The 25850-nt window shown below is 51.9% G+C and carries 14 protein-coding genes and 1 tRNA gene; 14 read left to right on the top strand and 1 reads right to left on the bottom strand.

Annotation, left to right across the window (positions count from 1 at the left end):
- Positions 1-41 precede the first annotated feature (41 nt).
- From rpoB to R3I13_RS14950, 11 genes are all read left to right on the top strand, one after another.
- The gene (gene rpoB / locus R3I13_RS15000) at positions 42-3851 is read left to right on the top strand and encodes a DNA-directed RNA polymerase subunit beta (RefSeq protein WP_346318782.1); all 3810 of its coding nucleotides are present in this window, start codon (positions 42-44) and stop codon (positions 3849-3851) included.
- A 154-nt stretch (positions 3852-4005) separates the two neighbouring features.
- Positions 4006-8304, top strand: coding sequence for a DNA-directed RNA polymerase subunit beta' (gene rpoC, locus R3I13_RS14995; RefSeq protein ID WP_346318781.1), 4299 nt, complete (start codon positions 4006-4008; stop codon positions 8302-8304).
- Positions 8305-8519: 215 nt separating this feature from the next.
- Positions 8520-9542, top strand: coding sequence for a glycerophosphodiester phosphodiesterase family protein (locus R3I13_RS14990; protein ID WP_346318780.1), 1023 nt, complete (start codon positions 8520-8522; stop codon positions 9540-9542).
- 178 nt (positions 9543-9720) lie between these two features.
- Positions 9721-10332, top strand: coding sequence for an OmpH family outer membrane protein (locus tag R3I13_RS14985; RefSeq protein WP_346318779.1), 612 nt, complete (start codon positions 9721-9723; stop codon positions 10330-10332).
- Positions 10333-10412: 80 nt separating this feature from the next.
- Positions 10413-11837 (top strand): amino acid permease, encoded by a 1425-nt coding sequence (locus tag R3I13_RS14980; RefSeq protein WP_346318778.1) that lies wholly within the window; start codon positions 10413-10415, stop codon positions 11835-11837.
- 553 nt (positions 11838-12390) lie between these two features.
- On the top strand, positions 12391-12996 hold the full coding sequence (locus R3I13_RS14975; RefSeq protein ID WP_346318777.1) for a DUF4254 domain-containing protein: 606 nt from the start codon (positions 12391-12393) through the stop codon (positions 12994-12996).
- The gene (locus R3I13_RS14970; RefSeq protein WP_346318776.1) at positions 12980-14011 is read left to right on the top strand and encodes a glycosyltransferase family 9 protein; all 1032 of its coding nucleotides are present in this window, start codon (positions 12980-12982) and stop codon (positions 14009-14011) included. Before R3I13_RS14975 ends, R3I13_RS14970 begins: the two co-directional genes overlap by 17 nt.
- Before the next feature lie 75 nt (positions 14012-14086).
- Positions 14087-14157, top strand: a tRNA-Gln gene (locus tag R3I13_RS14965).
- A 104-nt stretch (positions 14158-14261) separates the two neighbouring features.
- Positions 14262-14957: a DUF6304 family protein gene (locus R3I13_RS14960; protein WP_346318775.1), complete on the top strand. Its 696-nt coding sequence runs from the start codon at positions 14262-14264 to the stop codon at positions 14955-14957.
- A gap of 246 nt (positions 14958-15203) precedes the next feature.
- The gene (locus R3I13_RS14955; RefSeq protein WP_346318774.1) at positions 15204-16718 is read left to right on the top strand and encodes a serine hydrolase domain-containing protein; all 1515 of its coding nucleotides are present in this window, start codon (positions 15204-15206) and stop codon (positions 16716-16718) included.
- Positions 16719-16867: 149 nt separating this feature from the next.
- Positions 16868-19228 carry an ABC transporter permease gene (locus R3I13_RS14950; protein ID WP_346318773.1) on the top strand — a complete coding sequence of 787 codons (2361 nt, stop codon included), beginning with the start codon at positions 16868-16870 and terminating at the stop codon, positions 19226-19228.
- A gap of 6 nt (positions 19229-19234) precedes the next feature.
- Here the strand turns inward: R3I13_RS14950 and R3I13_RS14945 are convergent, their stop codons facing one another.
- Positions 19235-20584 carry an IPT/TIG domain-containing protein gene (locus R3I13_RS14945; RefSeq protein ID WP_346318772.1) on the bottom strand — a complete coding sequence of 450 codons (1350 nt, stop codon included), beginning with the start codon at positions 20582-20584 and terminating at the stop codon, positions 19235-19237.
- 211 nt (positions 20585-20795) lie between these two features.
- Here R3I13_RS14945 and R3I13_RS14940 point away from each other — a divergent pair, with 211 nt between their 5' ends.
- From R3I13_RS14940 to R3I13_RS14930, 3 genes are all read left to right on the top strand, one after another.
- Positions 20796-23984, top strand: coding sequence for a S41 family peptidase (locus tag R3I13_RS14940; protein WP_346318771.1), 3189 nt, complete (start codon positions 20796-20798; stop codon positions 23982-23984).
- Entirely contained in the window at positions 23981-24535 is a 555-nt protein-coding gene (locus R3I13_RS14935) for a sigma-70 family RNA polymerase sigma factor (RefSeq protein ID WP_346318770.1), read from the top strand. Before R3I13_RS14940 ends, R3I13_RS14935 begins: the two co-directional genes overlap by 4 nt.
- 77 nt (positions 24536-24612) lie before the next feature.
- Positions 24613-25662 (top strand): FecR domain-containing protein, encoded by a 1050-nt coding sequence (locus R3I13_RS14930; RefSeq protein WP_346318769.1) that lies wholly within the window; start codon positions 24613-24615, stop codon positions 25660-25662.
- Positions 25663-25850: the final 188 nt, after the last annotated feature.

Here is a 25850-nt window from a genome sequence, read left to right as displayed (position 1 = left end):
TTCCCTTAATCATCAAGTCATATTAACTGCTAACTTCGAATATGTCTCTAAAAAAAGCCCAAACTAACGAAAGAGTAAATTTTGGAAAGATCAAACAAGTTGCTGAGACACCGGATCTGTTGGCTATCCAAATCCAATCTTTCAAGGATTTCTTCCAATTAGAAACCACACCAGACAAGCGTAACAACGAAGGCCTTTTTAAAGTATTCAAGGAAAACTTCCCGATTACAGATACCAGAAATATCTTTAACCTGGAATTCCTGGATTATTTCGTGGACCCTCCGCGTTATACCATCGAAGAATGTATTGAGCGGGGGCTTACGTACTCCGTGCCGCTCAAGGCAAAGCTCCGGTTGAGCTGTAATGACGAGGAGCACGTAGATTTCCAGACCATTGTACAGGATGTATTCCTCGGGAACATCCCCTACATGACCCCCAGAGGTACCTTCGTTATCAACGGCGCTGAACGTGTAGTTGTATCCCAGCTCCACCGTTCTCCAGGTGTGTTCTTTGGTCAATCCATCCATCCCAACGGCACCAAGATCTACTCCGCAAGGGTGATCCCCTTCAAAGGCGCCTGGATGGAGTTTGCTACAGACATCAACAACGTGATGTACGCGTACATCGACCGTAAGAAGAAGTTCCCGGTTACCACGCTGCTTCGTGCCATCGGCTATGAAACAGACAAGGATATCCTGGAGCTGTTTGGCATGGCAGACGAAGTAAAAGCAGACCGCAAGAACCTGGAAAAATACGCCGGCAAAAAGCTGGCCGCCCGCGTTTTACGCAGCTGGGTGGAAGATTTCGTGGATGAAGACACCGGCGAGGTGGTGAGCATCGAACGTAACGAGATCGTCCTGGAACGCGACAGCATCCTGGACGAAAACAACATCGAGCTGATCACAGACATGGGCGTGAAATCCGTATTTGTGCAGAAGGAAGAGGTGAGCGGCGACTTTGCCATCATCTATAACACCCTCAACAAAGATACCTCCAACTCCGAGCTGGAAGCCGTTCAGCACATCTACCGCCAGCTGCGCGGTGCCGATGCGCCGGATGATGAAACAGCAAGGGGCATCATCGATAAATTATTCTTCTCAGACAAACGTTATGACCTCGGGGACGTTGGCCGCTACAAAATCAACCGTAAGCTCGGCCTGCCCACCCCGCTGGACATGAAAGTGCTGACCAAGGCCGATATCATCTCGATCATCAAATACCTGGTGCAACTCACCAACGGTAAAGCCGAGATCGACGATATCGATCACCTGTCCAACCGCCGCGTACGCACCGTAGGCGAGCAGCTCTATGCCCAGTTCGGCGTAGGTCTTGCCCGTATGGCGCGCACCATCCGCGAGCGTATGAACGTGAGGGACAACGAGGTGTTCACACCGGTAGACCTGATCAATGCAAGAACCCTTTCTTCCGTGATCAACTCTTTCTTCGGTACCTCGCAGCTGTCGCAGTTCCTGGACCAGACCAACCCGCTGTCTGAGATCACCCACAAACGCCGTATCTCCGCGCTCGGGCCCGGTGGCCTTAGCCGCGAACGTGCAGGCTTTGAGGTGCGCGACGTACACTACTCGCACTACGGCCGCCTCTGTACCATCGAAACCCCTGAAGGACCGAACATCGGCCTGATCTCCACCCTGTGCGTACACGCCATGGTGAATGAAATGGGCTTCATCGAAACGCCTTACCGCAAAGTAAAAGACGGTAAAGTGGACATGGTGAAGATCGAGTACCTGAGCGCCGAAGAAGAAGATTCCGTAAAGATTGCCCAGGCCAACGCACCGTTGGACGAAAAAGGCGCCTTTACCGGTGATAAAGTAAAATCCCGCGAGACCGGCGATTTCCCGATCCTCGAACCCGGTGAGGTGGAATATATGGACGTGGCTCCGAACCAGATCGTGGGTCTGAGCGCTTCCCTGATCCCCTTCCTCGAGCATGATGACGCCAACCGTGCGCTCATGGGATCGAACATGCAACGCCAGGCTGTGCCCCTGATCTCCCCGCAGGTACCCATCGTAGGTACCGGCCTGGAAGGCAAGGCTGCGCGCGACTCCCGCCTGCAGATCACCGCAAACGGCAAAGGCGTGGTGGAATTCGTTGACGCCAACGAGATCCACGTTCGTTACGAGCGCGATGAAATGCAGAAACTGGTAAGCTTTGAAGATGACCTCGTGATCTACCAGCTGACCAAATTCGTAAAAACCAACCAGAGCACCTGTATCAACCTCCGCCCCGCGGTGAAGAAAGGTCAGCGTGTGGTGGAAGGCGACTTCCTTACGGAAGGTTACGCCACCCGCGCCGGTGAGCTGGCCCTGGGCCGTAACCTGAAAGTGGCTTTCATGCCCTGGAAAGGTTACAACTTCGAGGATGCGATCGTGATCTCCGAGCGCGTTGCGCGTGAGGACTGGTTCACTTCCATCCACATCGACGAATATGAACTTGAAGTACGAGACACCAAACTGGGTGAGGAAGAACTGACGCCGGATATCCCGAACGTGAGCGAAGAAGCCACCAAGGACCTGGATCAGAACGGTATCATCCGCGTAGGTGCGCATATCAAGGAAGGCGATATCCTGATCGGCAAGATCACCCCCCGCGGTGAATCCGATCCTTCACCGGAAGAAAAACTGCTCCGCGCGATCTTCGGTGATAAGGCTTCCGATGCGAAAGACGCTTCACTGAAGGCGCCCCCGTCTACCGAAGGTGTGGTGATCGACAAGAAGCTGTTCTCCCGTGCTAAAAAAGATAAGAACTCCAAGACCCGCGAAAAAGCGGCGCTGGAGAAACTGGAGAAGATCCACCAGAAGAACGAGGAAGACCTGATGGAAGTGCTGATGGGTAAGCTGCTGACGCTGCTGAAGGAGAAAACCTCCGCAGGCATCACCAACACTTACGGTGAAGTGCTGATCTCCAAAGGTTCCAAGTTCTCCAACAAGAACCTGGCTAATGTAGACTTCCAGAACGTAAACCCGCTCGGATGGACTACAGACCAGGACACCAACGACCAGATCAACACCCTGCTCCACAACTACAACATCAAGTACAACGAGGAGCTGGGCCGTTACAAACGCGAGAAGTTTAACATCTCTATCGGTGACGAGCTTCCTGCGGGCGTGCTGAAACTGGCGAAGGTTTACCTGGCCAGCAAACGCAAGCTGAAAGTAGGTGATAAGATGGCAGGCCGCCACGGTAACAAAGGTATCGTAGCCAAGATCGTGCGTGACGAAGACATGCCGTTCCTGGAAGACGGTACACCGGTAGACATCGTGCTGAACCCGCTGGGCGTACCTTCCCGTATGAACCTGGGCCAGATCTATGAAACCGTTCTCGGATGGGCCGGTCAGAAACTGGGTGTTCGTTTTGCAACCCCGATCTTCGACGGTGCAAGCACTGAAGAGATCGCAGAATATATCACGGAAGCCAAGCTGCCCAGCTTCGGCCACACCTACCTGAGCGACGGTGAGACCGGTGAACGTTTCCACCAGAAAGCCACCGTAGGTATCATCTACATGCTCAAGCTCAGCCACATGGTGGATGACAAAATGCACGCCCGTTCTATCGGACCGTACTCTCTCATTACACAGCAGCCGCTGGGTGGTAAAGCCCAGTTCGGTGGCCAGCGTTTTGGTGAGATGGAGGTTTGGGCACTGGAAGCATATGGCGCATCCAACATCCTGCAGGAGCTGCTCACGATCAAGTCCGACGATATCGTTGGCCGTGCAAAAGCATATGAATCCATCGTAAAAGGAGACAACATCCCGAAAGCCGGTGTGCCTGAATCCTTCAACGTGTTGATCCATGAGCTGCGCGGTCTGGGCCTGGACCTGAAATTTGATTGATAATAATATTCCTTCCGTATCCCGGTGCAAGCCGGGATACGGTTATATCAGTTTCAGTTCCGGCAATTATACAGTGAATGTTCGGAAAGCTTAAGGCGGAATACCTGCGGACCAGCTTCACTTACGACATAGAGTTTTCTTTAAAAAACATACAATGGCCATCAAAAAAGAAAATCGTCCTAAATCAAATTTTAGCAGCATTACCATTAGTCTCGCTTCACCGGATACCATCCTGGAGCGTTCTTATGGCGAGGTGCTGAAACCCGAAACCATCAACTACCGTACTTACAAACCGGAGCGTGATGGTTTGTTCTGCGAAAGGATATTCGGCCCTGTGAAGGACTACGAATGCTATTGCGGAAAGTATAAGCGTATCCGTTATAAAGGCATTGTGTGCGACCGCTGTGGTGTTGAAGTTACCGAGAAGAAAGTGCGCCGCGAAAGAATGGGCCACATTCGCCTGGTAGTGCCCGTTGTACATATCTGGTATTTCAAATCATTACCTAATAAAATCGGTTACCTGCTCGGTATGAGCTCCAAAAAACTGGAAACGATCGTGTATTATGAAAGATACGTGATCATCCAGAGCGGGGTGAAACAGGAGAAGGGACTGAACTACGGCGATCTGCTCACTGAAGAAGAGTACCTGGACATCCTGGATACCCTTCCGAAAGACAACCAGATGCTGCCTGACGAAGACCCGAACAAATTCATCGCCAAAATGGGCGCTGAAGCGGTAGAAATGATGCTGGCGCGGATCGACCTCGACGGCCTTTCTTACCAGCTCCGCAACCAGGCGGCTACCGAAACTTCCCAGCAGCGTAAAGCAGAGGCGCTGAAACGCCTGAGCGTAGTGGAAGCTTTCCGTGACGCCAATGGCCGTGTAGACAACCGTCCTGAATGGATGGTGATGCAATACATCCCCGTAGTTCCGCCGGAACTGCGCCCGCTCGTTCCCCTGGACGGCGGCCGTTTCGCATCTTCGGACCTGAACGACCTGTACCGCCGCGTGATCATCCGCAACAACCGTCTCAAACGCCTGATCGAGATCAAGGCGCCGGAGGTGATCCTGCGTAACGAAAAACGTATGCTGCAGGAAGCGGTGGATTCCCTGTTCGACAACTCCAGGAAATCCAACGCCGTGAAAGCTGAAGGCGGACGCGCGCTGAAATCGCTCTCTGACGTGCTGAAAGGTAAACAAGGCCGTTTCCGTCAGAACCTGCTCGGTAAACGTGTGGACTACTCCGGCCGTTCCGTTATCGTGGTGGGCCCTGAGCTGAAACTGCATGAGTGCGGCCTGCCGAAAGACATGGCTGCAGAGCTGTTCAAGCCGTTTATCATCCGCAAACTCATCGAAAGGGGCATCGTTAAAACGGTTAAATCAGCTAAAAAGCTCGTAGATAGGAAAGAAGCAGTGGTTTGGGACATCCTGGAGAACGTACTGAAAGGTCACCCTGTGATGCTCAACCGCGCCCCGACGCTGCACCGCCTGTCCATCCAGGCATTCCAGCCGAAACTGGTGGAAGGTAAAGCGATCCAGCTGCACCCGCTCGTGTGCTCTGCGTTCAACGCGGACTTCGACGGTGACCAGATGGCGGTACACGTGCCGCTGAGCAACGCCGCGATCCTGGAAGCACAGCTGCTGATGCTTTCTTCCCACAACATTCTCAACCCGCAGAACGGTACGCCTATCACCCTGCCTTCACAGGACATGGTACTCGGCCTCTACTACATTTCCAAGGGTAAGAAGACCATGGGCGACGAGATCGTGAAAGGCGAAGGCAAAGCCTTCTACTCCGCGGAAGAAGTGATCATCGCGCACAACGAAGGCCGTGTGGACCTGCACGCACACATCAAGGTGAAAGCCGATGTGCGTAAAGACGACGGCACGCTGGAGCGCAAGCTGATCGACACCACCGTGGGCCGCGTGATCTTCAACCAGTTCGTTCCGAAAGAAGCAGGTTATGTAAATGCCCTGCTCACCAAGAAATCACTGCGTGAGATCATCGGCGACATCATCAAAGCAACAGACATCCCGAAAACCGCGAAATTCCTGGACGACATCAAGCAACTTGGTTTCCGTACAGCGTTCCGCGGCGGCCTGTCCTTCAATATCAACGACCTGATCATCCCCGACGCCAAACAGCTCATGATCGATGGCGCTGCCAGCGAGGTGGATGAAGTGTGGGATAACTACAACATGGGTCTGATCACCAACAACGAACGCTACAACCAGATCATCGACATCTGGAGCCGTGTGGATACCAAAGTGACCGAAACGCTGATCCGCGAACTGGCTACGGACAAACAAGGTTTCAACTCAGTTTACATGATGCTTGACTCCGGCGCCCGTGGTTCCAAACAGCAGATCAAACAGCTGGCCGGTTTGAGGGGATTGATGGCGAAACCGCGTAAGAGCGGTTCCACCGGTTCCGAGATCATCGAGAACCCGATCCTTTCCAACTTCAAGGACGGCCTGAACGTATTGGAATACTTCATCTCCACGCACGGTGCGCGTAAAGGTCTTGCGGATACGGCGCTGAAAACAGCGGACGCCGGTTACCTGACCCGCCGCCTTGTAGACGTTGCACAGGACGTTGTGATCACCGAAGAAGATTGCGGTACCCTGCGCGGTATTGCTACTTCAGCGCTGAAAGACAACGAGGAAGTGGTAGAACCGCTGTATGACCGTATCCTGGGCCGTACTTCCCTGCACGATATCTTTAACCCTCAGAATGAAGACGAGCTCTTCGTTGCTGCAGGCGAAGAGATCACGGAAGATATTGCCAAGAGGATCGAAGACAGCACGATAGACCTCGTAGAGATCCGCTCCGTGCTCACCTGCGAAAGCAGGAGAGGAGTGTGCGTGAAATGTTACGGCAAGAACCTGGCGACCGGGTATACTGCACAACGTGGTGATGCCGTGGGTATCATCGCTGCACAGTCCATCGGCGAGCCCGGCACACAGCTTACACTGCGTACATTCCACGTGGGTGGTGTGGCCGGTTCCGCTTCCGTGGAATCTACCCTCACTGCCAAATTCGACGGTACCGTACAGTTCGACGGCCTCCGTACCACCACCTACGAAAACAACGAAGGTGAAAAAGTACAGGTGGTTATCGGCCGTACCGGTGAGCTCAGGATCATGGACGTGAAAAACGACCGCCTGCTGATCACTAACAACGTGCCGTACGGTTCTACCCTGGTAGTAAAAGACGGTCAGAAAGTAACGAAAGGCGACGTGATCTGCACATGGGATCCGTTCAACGCCGTTATCGTTTCCGAGATCGCCGGTAAGATCCGCTTCGACAGCATCCTGGAAGGTATCACTTTCCGTGAAGAGGCTGACGAGCAGACAGGTCACCGTGAAAAAGTGGTTATCGAAACCAAGGATAAAAACAAGATCCCGTCCCTCCTCGTTGATGGCAATAAGGAAGTGAAGTCTTACAACCTTCCCGTGGGTTCACATATCATCATCGAAGAAGGCGCGCCGGTTAAAGCAGGCCAGGTGATCGTGAAGATCCCGCGCGTGATCGGTAAGCTGAGAGACATCACCGGTGGTCTGCCGCGCGTAACGGAGCTGTTTGAAGCCCGTAACCCGAGCAATCCCGCGATCGTTTCCGAGATCGATGGCGTTGTGGCATTCGGTAATATCAAACGCGGTAACCGCGAGATCATCATCGAAAGCCGTGAAAGCCAGGTGAAAAAGTACCTCGTTCCGCTGACCCGCCACATCCTTGTACAGGACGGCGACTTCGTGAAAGCAGGTACCGCACTGTCCGACGGTTCCATCACCCCGGCAGACATCCTCTCCATCAAAGGGCCTTTTGCCGTGCAGGAGTACCTGGTGAATGAGATCCAGGAGGTTTACCGCTTACAGGGTGTGAAGATCAACGATAAACACATCGAGGTGATCGTTCGCCAGATGATGCGTAAAGTAACCATCGAGGATCCGGGAGATACCCGCTTCCTGGAAGGTGACACGACTGATAAATTCGAATTCTTTGAAGAGAACGACCAGATCTTCGACAAGAAAGTGGTAACCGAAGCCGGTGATTCCGCTTCCATGAAAGCAGGTCAGATCGTTACCCTCCGCCAGGTGCGTGAAGAGAACAGCGTATTGCGCCGTGCAGACAAAAAGCTCGTGGAATACCGCGATGCAGAGTCCGCCACGTCAAGCCCGCTGCTGCTCGGTATCACCAAAGCGTCCCTGGGTACGCACAGCTGGATCTCCGCAGCATCCTTCCAGGAAACCACCAAAGTACTGTCTTCCGCAGCCATCAACGGCAAAACGGACGATATGCTGGGCCTGAAAGAGAACGTGATCACGGGTCACCTGATCCCTGCCGGTACCGGTCTGAGAGAATTCGAGAACATGATCGTAGGTTCCAAAGAAGAATACGACATCCTCGCATCTTCCAAAGAAGTGTTCCAGTTCGACGAAGAAGAATAGGCCCAAAGCCTTTACTGATAGTCCGGAGGCCGTACCATTACAGAGGTACGGCCTCTTTTTTACCATGCTGTTACCATTTCATAAATTCTCCCGCTGCTATTTTGATATATCCGCCCGAGACCGTATTTTGTAACTTTATGTAACAAATATGAAGGCTTAAAGAAATAATCCGTAAGCTTGCGTAACTGATACAAACGAACAGAAAACATCCTACCATGCGTTTACGTTATCGATTCATGATCCCGGCATTACTCGCAGCAGCGGCCGTCAGCGGGCAGGTTCCCGCCCTTCACCTGGACAATTACACCATCCCCACCGGTAAATCCGGCGCCAAGGTGGGCAACATCTACACGCCGCAGGGTGCAGCCAAAGGCGTGCAACTGGCGGAAGACACTTCAGGCCTGTTTGCCATCAGCAAAAAAGGCGTGCTGCAATTAAAAAAAGGTAAAAAGATCGGCGCCGATGCAGCCATGCAATACGCTGTGACCCTTAAGACCGGCGATGCCAGCGAATCTTTCATCCTGGTAAAAGATGAGTTTCACCGCAATAAAGTAGTAGCACACCGCGGCGCCTGGAAAAACAACGCCGGCAGCCAGAATTCCATCACTTCCTTCAGGGACGCCGTGCGCATCGGCTGTGAAGGTTCTGAATTTGACGTATGGCTGTCTAAAGACGGCGTGCCCGTGCTGAGCCACGACCCGCATATCGGCGGCAAAACCGTGGAAGAAACGCCTGTAGCGGAACTGACCACTATTGAATTGAAAAACGGCGACCGTGTGCCCCTGTTTGAAGATTACATCAAAGAAGGCATGCAGCAGAACAAGACCCGCCTGGTGCTGGAGCTGAAACCCTCCAAGACCGGCCGCAGCGAACAGCTGGCGCAAACCTGCATGGACCTGATCCGCAAGTATAAATGCGAAGCCTGGATGCTGTATATCAGCTTCGACTACAGCATCTGCAAGAAGATCGTGGCGATAGACCCGCATGCGAAAGTGGCTTACCTGAACGGCGATAAAACGCCCGAACAGCTGAAGGCAGACGGCATCTGGGGATTTGACTATAATTTCAAAGTGATCGACAAAGATCCGAACATCTTCAAAGAAGCCCGTAAGAATAATATCACGGTGAATATCTGGACGGTGAACACACCCGAGCAGATGACCTCCTATTTCAATGCGGGCGCGGACTTCCTTACAACGGATGAGCCGGAGAAAGCACTGGAGATCGTTAAAAAATAACCAGGAGGAGGGCACTGACCCTCCTTTTTTTCTTTTCCTTGTTTGCGGCTTGCAAACCCTTACCCACACTTTCTTTTCACGAATTTCATTTTAACGTTTTTTTATATCCCAAAAATGTTATTTTAGCCGCCACAAGATTTTCTATTTCAATTTAAAGGGTTAAAATCTACCGATCAACATGTACACTCGTCAACTTTTTGTGAAAAATGGAATTTTCCTGGCGGCGATTGCCGGAGTATTCGCGGCGTGCCAGCAGGGTAACAACAAGACCGCAGCAAAAACCGGTTCTGACTCTTCCGTTCAGACAGCCGGGGCTGCCGGTGCAGCAAGCCAAAAGCTGGCATATGTAGATATTGACTCCCTGGAAGCGCATTACAACTATTTCAAAGAAAAGAAAGCAGAACTCGATAGAAAAAAAGAAGGGGCGCAGAACGACATCGTAGGAAGGGAAAGGCAACTGCAGAACGAACTCTATACGTTGCAGCAACGCGCCCCAACCATGACCCAGCAGGAAGGCCAGGCTGCGGAAGCAGGCCTGCAGAAGAAAGCGCAGCAGCATGAGCAATACAAACAGAACCTGATCGCACAGCTGCAAACGCAGGAAGCGCAGTTCAACGAAGACCTCCAGAAACGCCTGAATGAGACGATCAAGAAGTACAATGCAGACAAGCGTTATGCTTTCATCTTCTCTTACAGGGAAGGGGCCAGCAACATCCTCTACAAGGATGAGGCGTACGACATTACCGCCGAAGTGATCAAAGAACTGAACGCAGAGGTACCGAAAAAATAATGAACGGAAATAACTACATTTAATCCCGGCAATCAGCCGGGATTTTTTTATCAACCATTCATCAACCCTTTATCAACCTTATGTCAGCAATCAACCAGGAAAACTCTTTTAAACCAAGTCTCAGTCTGGTGGACGCCACCATGATCGTTGCCGGTTCCATGATAGGTTCCGGTATTTTTATTGTATCGGCTGAAGTGGCCCGCTCCGTGGGCTCCTCCGGCTGGATGATGGCTATGTGGGTGCTGGCCGGGGTGGTAACCCTGATCGCGGCCCTGAGCTACGGAGAACTGTCTGGCATGTTCCCCAAAGCGGGCGGCCAGTATGTATACCTTCGCGAAGCCTACAACCCTTTCATCGCTTTCCTTTTCGGCTGGACGCAGTTCGGCGTGATCCAGACCGGCACCATTGCAGCCGTTGCCATGGCCTTTGCCAAGTACCTGGGCTACCTGGAGCCGGCTTTGGGCGAGAAGAACGTGCTGTGGTCGGTCGGTAGTTTCCCGGTGAATATGGCGCAGCTGGTGGCCATTGCTTCCATTATGCTGCTTACCTACATCAATACGCGGGGCGTGAAGAACGGAAAGATCATCCAGACCGTATTCACCTTCACCAAACTCTTTTCCCTCTTCGGTTTGATCGTATTCGGCCTTATCCTGGGCGCCAAAGCTGAAATATGGAATGCCAATTGGGAGAATGCCTGGAATAATGCAAACCTCAGCCTGGCAGACGGCCAGGTGGTGACCACTGCGCTCACCAGCATGGCTTTCATGGGCGCCATTGCCGTTTCCATGAAAGGCACCCTGTTTTCCAGCGACGCCTGGAACAATGTGACCTTCATTGCAGGGGAGATCAAGAATCCTCAGAAGAATATCGGCAGGGCTTTGTTCCTGGGCACTTTCATCGTAACCATCATTTACGTGACCGCCAACCTCATGTACCTGGCCGTACTGCCGTTCAACGAGATCGCATTTGCCGAGCAGGACAGGGTAGGCGTTGCCGCCGCGGAAAAGATCTTTGGGGCGGGCGTGGGCGCGTATACGATCGCGGTCATGATCATTATTTCCACCTTCGGCTGCAATAACGGCCTGATCCTTTCCGGGGCGAGGGTTTACTATACCATGGCCAAAGACGGCCTGTTCTTCCGCAAAGCGGGCGAGCTGAACCGCTTCGACGTACCGGGTTACGGCCTTTGGATACAGGCCATCTGGGCCAGCCTGCTCTGCCTCAGCGGCAAGTATGGCGACCTGCTGGCGATGGTGATCTTCGGGGTGCTCGTGTTTTACGTGATCACCATCCTGGGCATCTTTATCCTCCGCAAAACCCGGCCCGACGTACCCCGCAGCTACAAAGCCTTCGGTTATCCGGTACTGCCGGCCATTTACATCCTGGTGGCGCTGAGCCTGGCCATACTGCTGCTTATTTATGAACCAAGATATGCGATTCCCGGCCTGGGTATTATTTTGCTGGGTATCCCGTTATACTTTTTCGCGAAGAAAGAACTGAAATAGCCGTTTCCACTGCGGAAAAAGGGTGCGCTGCGAAAGTGGCGCACCCTTTTTTTGTGGCGCAACTTCCCGGTTTACAATAATTTAGATGTAACAACACTTAATTTTTTCCACTGCGGAAATATTACAGCCGTTCCTCGTAATTTCGATGTATAAGCCTTAAGACAAAGGATATGTTAATGCCAATTTACCCTAACACAGATGTACAGTGATTACTGAATAACCCGAACAATACCTGTTAGAGAAGATATACCATAAAGACACGGAAAATCTCCACCATTGATTTTCCAGCGATATTTATTGACCCATGCATAGTTGTTAGTCATGTTGCCGGCGTCTCCAACATGCTAATAACATGCATGAGTATGAAGATTTTAGCAATTTTAATGATTTTCAAAAGCCCTCTTTAGAGAACCATTGAAAGCCTACACAATTGCATTCTCGAACATTCACATGATTTTATGCCCGGCACCTGTTTCTACAGTGTGCCTTTTTTTTGCCCTGAACCCGCCACAGCCGATGCGGGATTTTCAAAATTCCAGTTTACATTTGCTGCATGTTTACCGCACTTTGTATCAGCACATTCGACCAGAGCATACGGGATTATCACGTTCATGATGATATTCACCGTGTGATTGAAAATCCTTTTGAAAAGACCACTATCGAACATCTTTTATATGCCAAGAACTGGATCGATACGGTGCAGTGGCACCTGGAAGACGTGATCCGTGACCCGGGTATAGACCCCGTGAAGGCGCTGGAAATGAAGCGCTGGATAGACCGCAGCAACCAGGAAAGGACGGACCTGGTGGAGTACATCGACAGTTATTTCCTGGATAAATACAAAGCGGTGATCCCCGTGCCGGGCGCTTCCATTAATACGGAGAGCCCGGCCTGGGCCATAGACCGCCTTTCCATCCTGGGCCTCAAGATCTGGCACATGCGTGAAGAAGCGACCAGGGCCGATGCTTCCGAAGCTCACCGCGAAGCCTGCCGCAAAAAGCTGGACATTTTGCTGGAGCAGCAGCGCGACCTGTCTGCCGCTATTGAAGAACTGCTGGAAGACATTGGCCGGGGCCGCAAATACATGAAAGTGTACAAGCAGATGAAGATGTACAACGATCCTTCGCTTAACCCCGTGCTGTATGGCCAAAAGCCCTGATAAGAATACGATCCTGGCCATCCGTTTTTCCGCCATGGGCGATGTGGCCATGACGATTCCCGTTATGAAACAACTGCTGGACGCACATCCGGAGCTGGTCATCGTGTTCGTAACGAACAAGAACTGGGGCGCGCTTTGCGAAGGCATTCCCCGGCTCGTATTTTTCCCCGCCGACCTGAAAGGAGCGCACAAAGGCCTGAAGGGCCTGTACCGCCTGTTCAGAGCCATCCGCAAAGCACACCCCGGCATCAGCGCCGTGGCGGACCTGCATCATGTGCTGCGCTCGCGCATCGTGCGGACGTTCTACAAATTATCCGGCATCCCCGTATCAGCCATCGACAAAGGAAGGGCGGGCAAAAAAGCGCTTACACGAAAGGAAAACAAGGAATTCAAACCGCTGAAGACCACCATCGACCGCTACCGCGACGTGTTCGCCGGTTTAGGATATACCATCAACCAGGCTTTGCCCGGAACGCTGCCGCAGCAGCCCGTTGCAGGCAAAAAGCAGATCGGCATTGCGCCCTTCGCCACTTACCTCGAAAAGACCTACCCGCTCGAAAAAATGCAGCAGGTCATTGCACAGATACTGCGCGAAGAAGACGTGGAGATCCTGCTGTTTGGCGGCGGGAAAGAAGAAGTAACGAAGCTGGAAACGCTGGCTGCCGGCGATGCACGGCTGAAGGTCGTGGCCGGGAAATATAGCCTGAACGAAGAACTGCGCATTATCAGCGGCCTGTCGCTGATGGTGAGCATGGATTCCGCGAACATGCACCTGGCGTCGCTGTACGGCGTGCCGGTGGTATCCGTATGGGGCGCCACGCATCCTTATGCGGGGTTTATGGGTTTCGGGCAGAAGGAAGAGAATGCGGTGCAGATAGACCTGTATTGCCGCCCCTGTTCGGTATTCGGGAACAAGCCCTGCTTCCGTGGCGATCATGCCTGCATGCAGCAGCTGGCGCCTGAACTGATCGTGGAGAAAGTGCGTAAAACGCTGGCTGAGCGGGCTTTGGCGTAATATTTTCCTGAAAAAAATGTCAACTTTTTTGGAAGAAATAGAAAAAAGTCTACTTTTGCAATCCTAACGAACGATTGCCTCATAGTATAATGGTAGTACGACAGATTTTGGTTCTGTTTGTCTTGGTTCGAATCCAGGTGAGGCAACATATAAAAACAGGACCAATTCGAAATTTGGTCCAAAAAATAAAGAACCCGCTGTCAACGTAAGTTTCAGCGGGTTCTTTATTTTTATGAAACCCTAACTCACCATGAAAGAAACATACAAAGGAATTTACAAGGATAATTCCGGTACCCGGGAAATCGAGATTGAAAATAATTTCAAAACATTGGTAACGGAAATTGATGGGGTTGTATTTAGCGGTTCAGAATTTGATGATCTGTCAGTCGACGATAAGTCGAAGTATACAGCGCAACAATTGACAAGATTTACATTTTTAAAGACTCCCATTTATCAAACAGATGAATTACAGGAAACGCTTTGTAATTGTTCATTTGTAATAGTAGTGCCCCAAACCATTATTGACAAGTCAAATAACAATCAATTTTGGTCGGACTTAAAAATTGAAATTTCTTTAGGGGACAAGAGGAGCGAAGAACCGGGGAGTGGAATAGAACATGAGATCGTGACCCTTTCACTAACAATTGCCGGCAAGACATATACTGGCACAAGTGAATTTTTTGAAGGATCATTTGATCAGATTCGTGACCAGGTAAAGGATAAATATCAATTGAAGAATTGCTATGGTTGCATGTATGGCGATTATAGTGTTTATGGCCAAGGTGCTTTCGGGGCTATGCTTTGCTTCAGGAACCAAAAATCAGCATATAGCAGCGTGACAAATAAAGAGGAATATATGGCGCTTACCCCATCAGGGAATGTACAGGAAATATACTGCTGCGATGAGTATGAAACACGGAAAACGGGAGCCGGTTATCGTGGATGAAATACAACACGATGAAGAGCCCTGGAAGAAATCTTTGAGTGTCTGGAAGATGCGCTTTCCATGAAAATATAACCCATGACAGGCTGTCAGATCAATTACAAAGGGGCTGAAAGGATTTGGATCACAGCACAGGCTTCCCGGTTCACCCCATTTTCAGGTAGGTTCATCCCATTTCCCCTTTTCGCGTCAGCCGTATAGGTATCTTAAAAGGGTAAACACATTTTTTGAAATCTATATCATCATACAATGAGAAATGTAGTTTGGGTTACCCTGATGTTAATATTATCCTTACCCTGCCATTCCCAATCACTTTTCCCGGCGCACAAGCGCGCCCTGATAGACAGCATGATCAATACCTGGCATGATCACGGCATTTTCAACGGCGGTATAACCATCCTACAAAAAGGGCAGGTTGTATACCAGCGGTCCGCGGGTTACGCCAACTTCGAAACTGGCATGCCCAATACAGATACAACCCGTTTCAACCTGGCTTCAGTATCCAAGCCGTTTACCGCGATAGCGGTCCTTCAACTGGTTCATAAAAATAAATTAAAGTTGAGCGATGCGCTTGTGCAATACCTGCCGGACTTTCCTTATCCCGCTGTTACCATTGAGCAGTTGTTGTCGCATACTTCGGGCCTCCCGGAAGCCGACCAGTTTGAAAAGCCGTACATCACAGCACATCCTTCCGAAATATTATCGGACCGGAAGATATACGAAGACCTGGTAGCCTTGAAACCGCCGCCATTGGCTGCCGCAGGGGAGAAGCACTTTTATAACAATCTTAATTTCATATTGCTGGCGATGCTGGTGGAGAAAGTTACCGGGACGCCGTTTGCCAGTTACATGCAGCAAAACATTTTCCGGAAAGCAGGCATGAAAAGTACCTATGTCCGCATGCGCACCAGTCCAAATACCGCGCGCTATTTCCTGCCCACTTTCTATGACACCGTATTCCAGCATGTTGATTCGGTGACCAACCGGAAGATCTATACAGATTATGCATTAGGCGGCACTCAGGGAGACAATAATGTGATCACTACTCTGCGGGATATGGTACTGTTCGACAATGCCCTGGACAGCGGGAAATTGCTGCCGCCCCAGCTTATAAAACAAATGTATCAACCAGTGAAGCTGGTGGATGGGACGAATTTTTTCACTGGCGGCAAAAAAACTTATACGCTTGGCTGGAACGTCAATGAAAAAAATGCATTGGGCCAGTTTGCCGTTTGGCATGATGGCAGCCTCGTTGGGCTCACCACCATGCTCTTCAAAAACCTGACGGACGATATCACATACATCATGTACGAAAACAGGAATGTTCCCGACTTTTTCCGCAGGTACCTGGCTATTTCGAATGTGGTGGATAAAGGAGTACCATCTTCCGTTCCGCTGAAAAGATCACTGGTGAGAGAATATGGCGTGATGCTGGTGCAGAAAGGATCACACCAGGCTGCCTGCAGGTTCAACGAACTGAAAGCAGATACTGGCTGGTATTTTTATGAACATGAAATGAATGAGCTGGGATACCAGCTGCTGCTAAAATCGGGAATCAAAAATCATGTGGAATTGGCGTTGGAAGCATTCAGGATGAACACGCTGCTGTTCCCGGGAAGCGCCAATGTATACGACAGCTATGCGGAAGCACTGATGGCTGCGGAACTGCATGAAGAAGCAGTATCCATGTATAAAAAATCGCTTAGCCTTAATCCCCGTAATGAAATGGCTAAACGTAATATTCAGCGTCTGATGAATAAATAACCGATAAGATTGTGCGGTGTCCGCTTCCGGACAGCAGCTGTATTGAAAATGAACATATGTTATTAAAATTCAAACTATTTTCTACTGCTGTATAGTCTCTCACGGGAATGGTATCCTATTCGTGAAGAGAACCGCACATCATCCCGCATATGTTTAAAAATTATCTCAAGCTCGCCTGGCGCAGCCTTAAAAAGGACCGTCAATCTTCATTTTTAAACCTGGTGGGCCTCTCCACCGGCCTCGCCTGTGCTTTATTTATCTACCTGTGGGTAACGGACGAGCGGCAGGTAGACAAGTTCAATGAAAAAGACAGCCAGGTATTCCGCGTCATGGAAAACCGCATTAAATCAGGCGGCATCTGGACTTCACCCACTACTTCAGGTCCTATGGCGGCGGCGATGAAAGCCGAATTCCCGGAAGTGGTGTATGCCATTGCGGAAATACCTGCGCGGAGATTTACCATTAGCGTGGGAGACAAAAATATCAGGAGTGAAGGGAAATTTTCCGGGAAGGATTTCTTCGATATTTTTTCCTACACCCTGATACAGGGAAACCGCGACCAGGCATTGGCCGATAACAACTCGATCGTACTATCCGAGCCGCTGGCGATGAAATTATTCAATTCCACTGATATCATCGGGGAAACGGTAGAGCTTGAACATGAAGAGCAGTTTACGGTACGCGGCATATTTAAATCCCCGCCGGCCAATGCTACAGAGCAGTTTGATTTTGTGCTGCCGATAGAAAGGCAGTTCGCCAAATACGAATGGATCAAAAGCTGGGGAAATACCGGTGTGAATACACGCATCCTGCTGAGGGAAGGAACGGACGTGGATGCGTTCAACCGGAAGCTGGCGGGTTTTGTAACCGCCAAAACAAATGGCGAAACTACTCACCGTACACCTTTTATCCAGCGTTATTCCGAAAATTACCTGTTCGGCTCTTATGAGAACGGTGTGGTTACCGGCGGGCGCATCTCCTATGTAAGGCTGTTTATTATTATCGGCATTGCTATCCTGGTCATTGCCTGCATCAATTTCATGAACCTTTCCACGGCCAAGGCTGCAAAAAGAATGAAGGAGATCGGCATCAAAAAAGTAGCCGGCGCCAGCCGTAGCTCGCTGGTATTGCAATACATGGGGGAATCCGTATTGCTGAGCTGCATTGCGCTTACCATCGCGCTGCTCGTGGTAGCGTTGTTGCTGCCATCCTTTAATACTTTAACCGGTAAACAGCTGGCGCTCACCTTCGGCTGGAAACCGGCCGTCTCTATCCTGTTGATCGCTTTGTTTACGGGACTGCTGGCGGGCAGCTATCCCGCGTTGTACCTGTCCGGCTTCAAACCCGTTACCGTATTGAAAGGCAGGCTGGCCAACTCTATGGGGGAACTCTGGATACGCAAAGGCCTGGTAGTTTTTCAATTCACGATCTCCGCGGTGCTGGTAGTGTCTGTACTGGTAGTATACAACCAGATAAAATTCGTGCAGAATAAAAACCTGGGATACAAGAAGGACAATGTGATCACTATTTGGCGGGAAGGAAAGCTTTCCTCCGAAGATCATCTCGAAGCATTCATGGAGCAGGTGCGGAAAGTTCCGGGCGTAGTGAATGCCACGTTTATTGCGCACGACATGGTAGGCCACAACAGCGGAACTTCCGGGCTGAAATGGCCTGGCCGCGATCCGGAAGACAAAACCGAGTTCGAAAACGTAGCGGTTTCTTACGGCATGCTGGAAACCATGAATTTTGAGATGAAGGAAGGGAGGGCGTTCTCCAAAGATTATGGGGCAGACAGCAATGCGATCATTTTTAATGAGACCGGCATCAAATACATGGGACTTAAAGAACCGCTGGGGAAAACGGTGGTGCTGTGGGGCGAAACGCGGCAGATCATTGGTGTCGTAAAAGATTTTCATTTTGAATCATTGCACGAAGAGGTAAAACCTTTATTCTTCCGCCTGAACCCCGGCGCAACTTACCAGGCTGCCATCAAGCTGCAGGATGGCAGGGAACAGGAGACGCTTGTCAGCCTGGAAAAACTGTACAGCCGCTTCAACCCGGGCTTTTCGTTCAACTATAAATTCCTTGATGAAGGCTACCAGCGCATGTATGCCGCCGAAAACAGGATCAGCATCCTTTCCCGGTATTTTGCGGGCCTTGCCATCCTCATTTCCTGCCTGGGGTTATTCGGCCTCGCGGCGTATACCGCCCAGCGCAGGCAGAAGGAAATTGGCGTGCGCAAAGTAGTAGGGGCATCCATCGGCAACGTGGTGGTAATGCTCTCACGCGATTTTCTCAAGCTGGTGTTTATCTCGGTGCTCATCGCTTTCCCGCTGGCATGGTGGATCACCGGCCAGTGGCTGGAAGGGTTTGTATATCATATCACTCCCGGCGCCGGTACATTCCTGGTTGCAGGAGGAGCCATGCTGCTGATCACCTGTGTCACCATCAGCTACCAGGCGCTGAAAGCCGCGCTGGCCAATCCTGTGGTGAGCCTGAGAACGGAATGATGAGTCCTATTCAAAAGTAATTTTCCTGATCCTGCTGTTATTAAAATCGGCGATGTAAAAGTTCCCCTGTGCATCCGCGCAGATATCCATCGGCGTGCGGAATTTTGCTTCAGCCAAAGTACCGTCTTTCCAGTCAGACCAGGTGAGGCCGGGCTGCCCGCATAATGTACTGACCGTAAGGTTTGCCGCGAGTTTGCGGATGGTATTGTTCCGGTCTTCCGTCACATAAATTTCTCCCTGCGCGGTAACGATCATCCCGCGCGGGCCGTCGAATTTCGCGGTGGCGGGAGCGCCGTCTGCCCACCCGTAGGTGCTGCCTGCAAGGGTGGTTACCACGCCGGCAGGTGTTATTTTGCGGATCTTGTTGTTGAAATAATCGGATACATACACGTTGCCCTGTGCATCGCATTGCATGCCGCGCGGGGTGTAGAATTGCGCGCCGGTACCAGCGCCGTCCAGGTAGCCGTAGGTGGAGCCGGCCAGTGTGGAAACCACGCCGCCTGGTGTGATCTTTCTTACTTTGTAATTGTTGGCGTCACCGACGTATATATTGCCCTGCGCATCCAGCGCAAGATCTTCAGGGCTGAAGAACCTTGCTGAGCCGCCCGGGCCGTCTGCATAACCATATGGATCTGTCCCGGCAACAGTGCTCACCGCGCCGCCAGGTGTGATCTTGCGGATGCGGTGATTGCCCGGGTCCGCCACGAAAATATTCCCCTGCGGGTCTATTGCAATGCCGGTCGGGTTCCAGAATTTGGCTGCCGCGCCGGTGCCGTCCGCATAGCCGCGGTCGCTGCCTGCAAAGGTGGTCACCACGCCTGCCGGTGTGATCTTGCGGATCTTCTGGTTGTAATGATCCGCTACGAAAAGATTTCCCTGCGCATCTACGCAAACGCCTGCGGGCCCGCTGAAATAGGCGTTGGCGCCGGTGCCGTCCTGGTAGCCTTTCTCGCTGCCGGCTACGGTGGAAACGGTGGCGGTGAGGATGTAAGTGAACGCGGGGCCTGTAGCGGTCTTGCCTTTTACCGTCACTGTAACTGCGCCGCTGCCGGCGCCTTTGGGCACTTCCACGGTAAGGCTGCCGGTTGCTGCTGCGGTCACTTTCGCGGGTTTCCCGTTGATCTTCACATCATTATCCGCAGCCGTGGCGGAGAAGTTGCTGCCGCTGATCACAACGGGCGTATTAAATGGACCATTGTTCGGCGCGATGCCGGTGATGGCCGGTGGCGGCGGCTCTACAGGAGGTGGTGTACCGCCTCCTCCTCCTTTTCCGCAGGAGGAAGCTAAAAAGATGAACAGGATAAATTGAAACACGATGGCTGTGCCTGCTGTTGCAGTTAGGTTTGTGGCTTTCACGGTAAAATATATTCAGGGTAAAAAAATGCTGTGCCGGGATGTCGTTCTGGATTTCGTCTCGGGGTCTCTACAGGGTAAAATTAATGAAAAAAACGAGCCATAGGTATCGTAGAAATACGTCTTTACACAGCGTTAAAATACGGATTCCGCTCCCTTGCCCGCACATCCCCTTAAAATTTGATTTCAGCAAATCTTTCGTATTTTCCCCGGAATGATCCCACTGAAAAGAGCATTCCTGCTGCTGTGCCTCCTCTTTTCCCGCATGGCCGCCGGTGCAGCCGAAGGCCCGCTGTGGCTGCGTTACCCGGCTATTTCGCCGGATGGCAGGACCATTGCGTTCACCTACAGGGGAAACCTCTACAAAGTGCCCGCTGCCGGCGGAACGGCCACGCCGCTCACCATGGACGGCGCCAGCAACAGCATGCCGGTATGGAGCCGCAACGGTGCATTCATCGCTTTCACCGGCAACAGGCACGGCAACTTCGACATATACGTGGTGCCTTCCGCGGGCGGCGAAACCAAACGCCTCACCTGGCATTCGGCAGACGAATTCCCCTACGACTTCACAGATAAGGGCGTTATATTCGGCGCAGTTCGGCTGGATGACCCCGATAACCGGCAGTTCCCGTCCGATGCCTTGCAGGAACTTTATCTTGTGCCCGCCGCAGGCGGCCGCGTTACGCAATTGCTCACTACGCCTGCGGAAGACGCGAAAGTGAGCCCGGACGGGCGTTTTATCGCTTATCACGACCGGAAAGGCCGGGAAAATATCTGGCGCAAACATCAAACCTCTTCCATCGCTCGGGACGTGTGGGTATACGACAGCCGTCTAAAAACGCACCGCAAGCTCAGCCCGTTCGTTGGCGAAGACAGGAACCCCGTATGGGCCGGGCCCGGTGATATTTTTTATCTCAGTGAAAAGAACGGCAACTTCAATATTTACCGCTCCTCCCTTCGTGAAAACGCTGAGCCGCAGCAGGTAACGTTCTTCGAAAAACATCCCGTGCGTTTCCTCAGCACCGGCAACGGCACGCTCTGCTTCGGTTTCAACGGGGAGATCTATGTGAAAACGCAGGACGGGGATCCCGTGAAAGTGAACATCAATATACCCGCGGCGGATAAGAACGACGATGAGAAACGCGTGCCTTTCCCGGACATCACCGAAATGGCCGTGTCGCCTTCAGGCAAGGAAGTTGCGTTCATCATGCGGGGCGAAGTATTTGCCGGCAGCACGGAAGGCAACCTGGTCAAGCGCATTACCCGCACGCCGGGAGCAGAAGCGGGGCTGAGCTTTTCGCCGGACGGGCAGGCGCTGCTCTATGCAGGCGAGCGCAACGGGCGCTGGAATATTTATCAAAGCGAAGTGACCAATCCCGGCGAGCTCTTTTTCTTCAACGCCACCTCACTGAAAGAAACGACGGTGATCGGCAATGAACAGGAGAACTACCAGCCAAAGTTTTCCCCCGACGGGAAAATGATCGCATTCATCGAAAACAGGACCACGCTGAAGATCTACAATACCGCCACCCGGCAAACCAATGCCATCATGGGGCCAGACCAGCTTTACAGCCGCAACGACCACGACCAGTATTTTGAATGGAGCCCTGACAGCCGCTGGCTGCTCGTGAAATACAACGAACCCGGAAGCGGGAACGACGAAGTAGGTATTATCGCAGCTTCAGGGAACGGCAGGCTGGTGAACCTTACCCGCAGCGGCTACAGCGACGCGAGCCCGCAATGGGCGATGAACGGCAGGATGATGATCTGGCAAACGGACCGCAACGGCCTGCACAGCTATGCCAACAGCAGCACGCGGCAGAATGATGTGTACGCGCTCTTCTTCGACCGTGAGCTGTGGAATGGTTTTAATCTTGGTAAAGATGAAGCCGCCCTGCAGAAAGAGCTGCAATCCCGTGCGCCGAAACCGGCCGCGGCAAAGGGACGGGATATAGACTGGGGTGGCCTTGAGCTGCGTAAAGCGAGGCTTACCACACATCCTTCGCTGCTGAGCAGCGCTCTGCTAAGCAAAGACGGCGAAGTGTTGTATTATCTCGCAAAATTTGAAAAGGATTACGATCTCTGGAGCTGCAACCTCCGCACAAAAGAAACCAAACTGCTGCTGCCGCTGAACATCGAAGGCGCTTCCATGCAATGGGACAGGGAGAAAAAATATTGCTACCTGCTGGCAGATGGGAAAATGCTCCGCATCGATCCTGCTGCCGCGAAGAAGGAAAACATTTCCTTTACCGGCGAAATGACCGTGAATACTGCAGAAGAGCGGAAAGAAATGTTTGAGCACGTCTGGCGCAGAACGAAAGAGACCTTCTACACCGCCGGCATGCATGGCGTGAACTGGGATGCGCTAAGAACGAATTATGAAAGATTCCTGCCTTACATCGATAACAATTACGATTTCGCGGAGCTGCTGAACGAGCTGCTCGGAGAACTGAATGTGAGTCATACCGGCGCCAGCTTCAGCGAAGAGAGAAAAGACGCGGATGCGACGGCCTCTCTCGGCGTATTTTACGATCTTTCCTACAAAGGCCCGGGCATGGCCATTCGTGAAGTAATGCAGGGTGGCCCGCTGGATGATCCCGCTTTCGGGATAACGCCCGGGACCGTGATCGAAGCTGTGGACGGCGAAACGGTGAACGCAAAAAAAGATTTTGCAGCCTGGCTGAACCGGAAGGCGGGAAAAAAAATATCGCTCACGCTCCGCTCCGGCAAAGGCGCCCGGCAGGTGCAGGTAAAACCCGTAATGCCTGCGAAAGAATTCGACCTCTTGTATGAACGCTGGGTGAAACGCAACGAAGCCGAAACGGACAAGCTCAGCAACGGGGAGCTTGGTTATGTGCATCTCTACCGGATGAACGATGCCGCGTACCGCCGCACTTACGAAGAAGTACTTGGCCGTTTTCCAGGCAGGAAAGGCATCGTGGTAGACACGCGTTTCAACCGCGGCGGCGACCTTGCTTCGGAACTGATCATGTTCCTCAGCGGCAAAAAGATCCGCAACAATACGACAGACCGCTTCCTGGTATACGGCGAGCCTGCTTTCCGCTGGACCAAACCCTCCGTGGTATTGGCCTGCGAGGCAAACTACAGCGACGGCCACTGTTTCGTGCACGACTACCAGGTGCTGAAAATGGGCAAGCTCGTGGGTATGCCCGTACCCGGCAGCTGCACATGGATGACCGGGCAAACGCTGCACGACAATTCCATGCATTTCAGCGCGCCCACGCTGGGCGTAAAAGACCTGGAAGGGCGGTACCTGGAGAATTCACAAACACAGCCTGATATCGAGGTCATGAACGCATTCGATACAGTGGCCGCCGGCCGCGACCAGCAGCTGGAAGCCGCCATACAGGCATTGATGAAAGAATCAAGCGCAAACCGGTGACAGGGGAAGAAAACAATAATATCGCCTATTGGGAAGGGATCAGGAAAGGGAACAAACAATCCTTTTTTGATCTCTACAACAATACCTATTTCCATCTCGTCAGGTTTGGGTTGAAGATCACGGCCAATGACGAGCTGGTCAAAGATTCCGTTACCCAGCTGTTTTTACAGATATGGGAAAAGCGCCACCGGCTGAATGCCGTGACCCAGGTGAGGGCCTATCTTTTCACCGCGCTCCGCCGCATGCTGGCAGACCAGCTGGAGTATCATGCGAAAATAGAGACCGCCATCCACCGGATGGGCCAGCAGGAAGCCGCCAGCGAGCTGCCTTACGAGGAGATCATCGTGCGGGTGCAGCAGGACGAAGAGCTGAAACGCAGGCTGTACCATGCTTTACAGCAGCTAACCCCGCGGCAGAAGGAGCTGATAGACCTCATGTTCTTTGAAGGGTATAGCTACCAGCAGATCGCCGACCATACCTCCCAAAGCGTGAAAACCGTCTACAACACGATGTACGCCGCCATCAAGCTGCTCCGTGAGCTGCTGAAATGAACTTTCTCAAAAAAAATCCCGGAATTTTTTGGGCAAAACTGCTTTTTCCGCCGTCAGTTAGGGAAAGGTGTATGTAGATGAGCGATCATTACCGCAACGCGGAAGATTTTGTCTGCGACGAATCATTTCAGCGATACTGCCTCGGAACGGACCAGTCCGCCATTGATTACTGGGAAAACTGGATCATGGAGCATCCTGGAGCTTCCGGCGAAATAGCCGAGGCCAGGAAGATGTTTTCCATGCTGAACGGCAACCAGGGCAATCTCCGTGAGCAGGCGCGTGAGCTGAAAGACGGCATGGAACGCGCCATGTTGCTCAAAGAAGAGTTCGGCCAGCGCGAAGCCGCCATACGCAGGCCCCGCAGGGTGCTGTATGCGGGCATAGCCGCTTCTTTACTGGCGGCGGCTGCCTTTTTTACCTGGAACAATTACCGAGGTCAAACACCGCAGCCCCCTGTGGCCGCCACCGTACAATCCGGCAGCGAGCCGCGTAAAACGCTGATGCTGGCGGATGGTTCCGTGCTCACTATGCGGCACAACAGCACTATTTCCCTTTCCGAAGGTTTCAGCAAAACAAACCGGGTGCTCACCCTTTCCGGCGAGGCCTTCTTTGACGTAAAGGCCGATCCTTCGCATCCTTTCATCGTACACACCAAAGACGCCAGCATCGAAGTGCTGGGCACCGTTTTTAACGTAAGCGCATATCCCGAAAACTCTTATACGGAAACTGCACTGTTTAGGGGAAGGGTGGAGGTAACATCCAAAGAGGACCCTTCCCGCAAAACAGTTCTCCTGCCCAGCCAGAAGCTGGTGATACAATCCGGCGGCAAAAAGGATACATCCTTTTCCATACGCCCGCTGGCGGTAGACCCGGTGGACCATAAAGCGAAAGAGATCGCCTGGGTAAGAAGCCGGCTTAAGATACAGGATGAAACGCTGGAGCAGATCGCGGGCCGCTTGCAGAAGTGGTACGGCATTCCCATTATCATAACAGACGAAGAAGTAAAAAAATACAGCTACTCCGGGACATTCGAGAGTGAAACTGTCATCAAGGCGCTGGAAGCTTTGCAGTTATCTTATCCCTTCAATTTTGAAGTAGAGCAAACCAGGATCGTTATCAGCAAATAAAAACAACCAGGGTCAGACTAGTCAGTTAAATATCATGGGGCAACAGGCAGGATTGTTGGCGCAATCGGGCGTGTTGCCGTAATCAACCAGGATCAATTTATAAAATAAAAAATGGGAAGTGTTGGCGCACTTCCCGGTGGTTAGAAAATGTATAAGGCTATTCACTCACTAAACCATAACAAAGTTAT

The organism is Chitinophaga sp. YIM B06452 (genome assembly GCF_039655965.1).
Classification (GTDB): Bacteria; Bacteroidota; Bacteroidia; order Chitinophagales; family Chitinophagaceae; genus Chitinophaga.
This window is presented reverse-complemented; position numbering and strand designations above follow the sequence as displayed.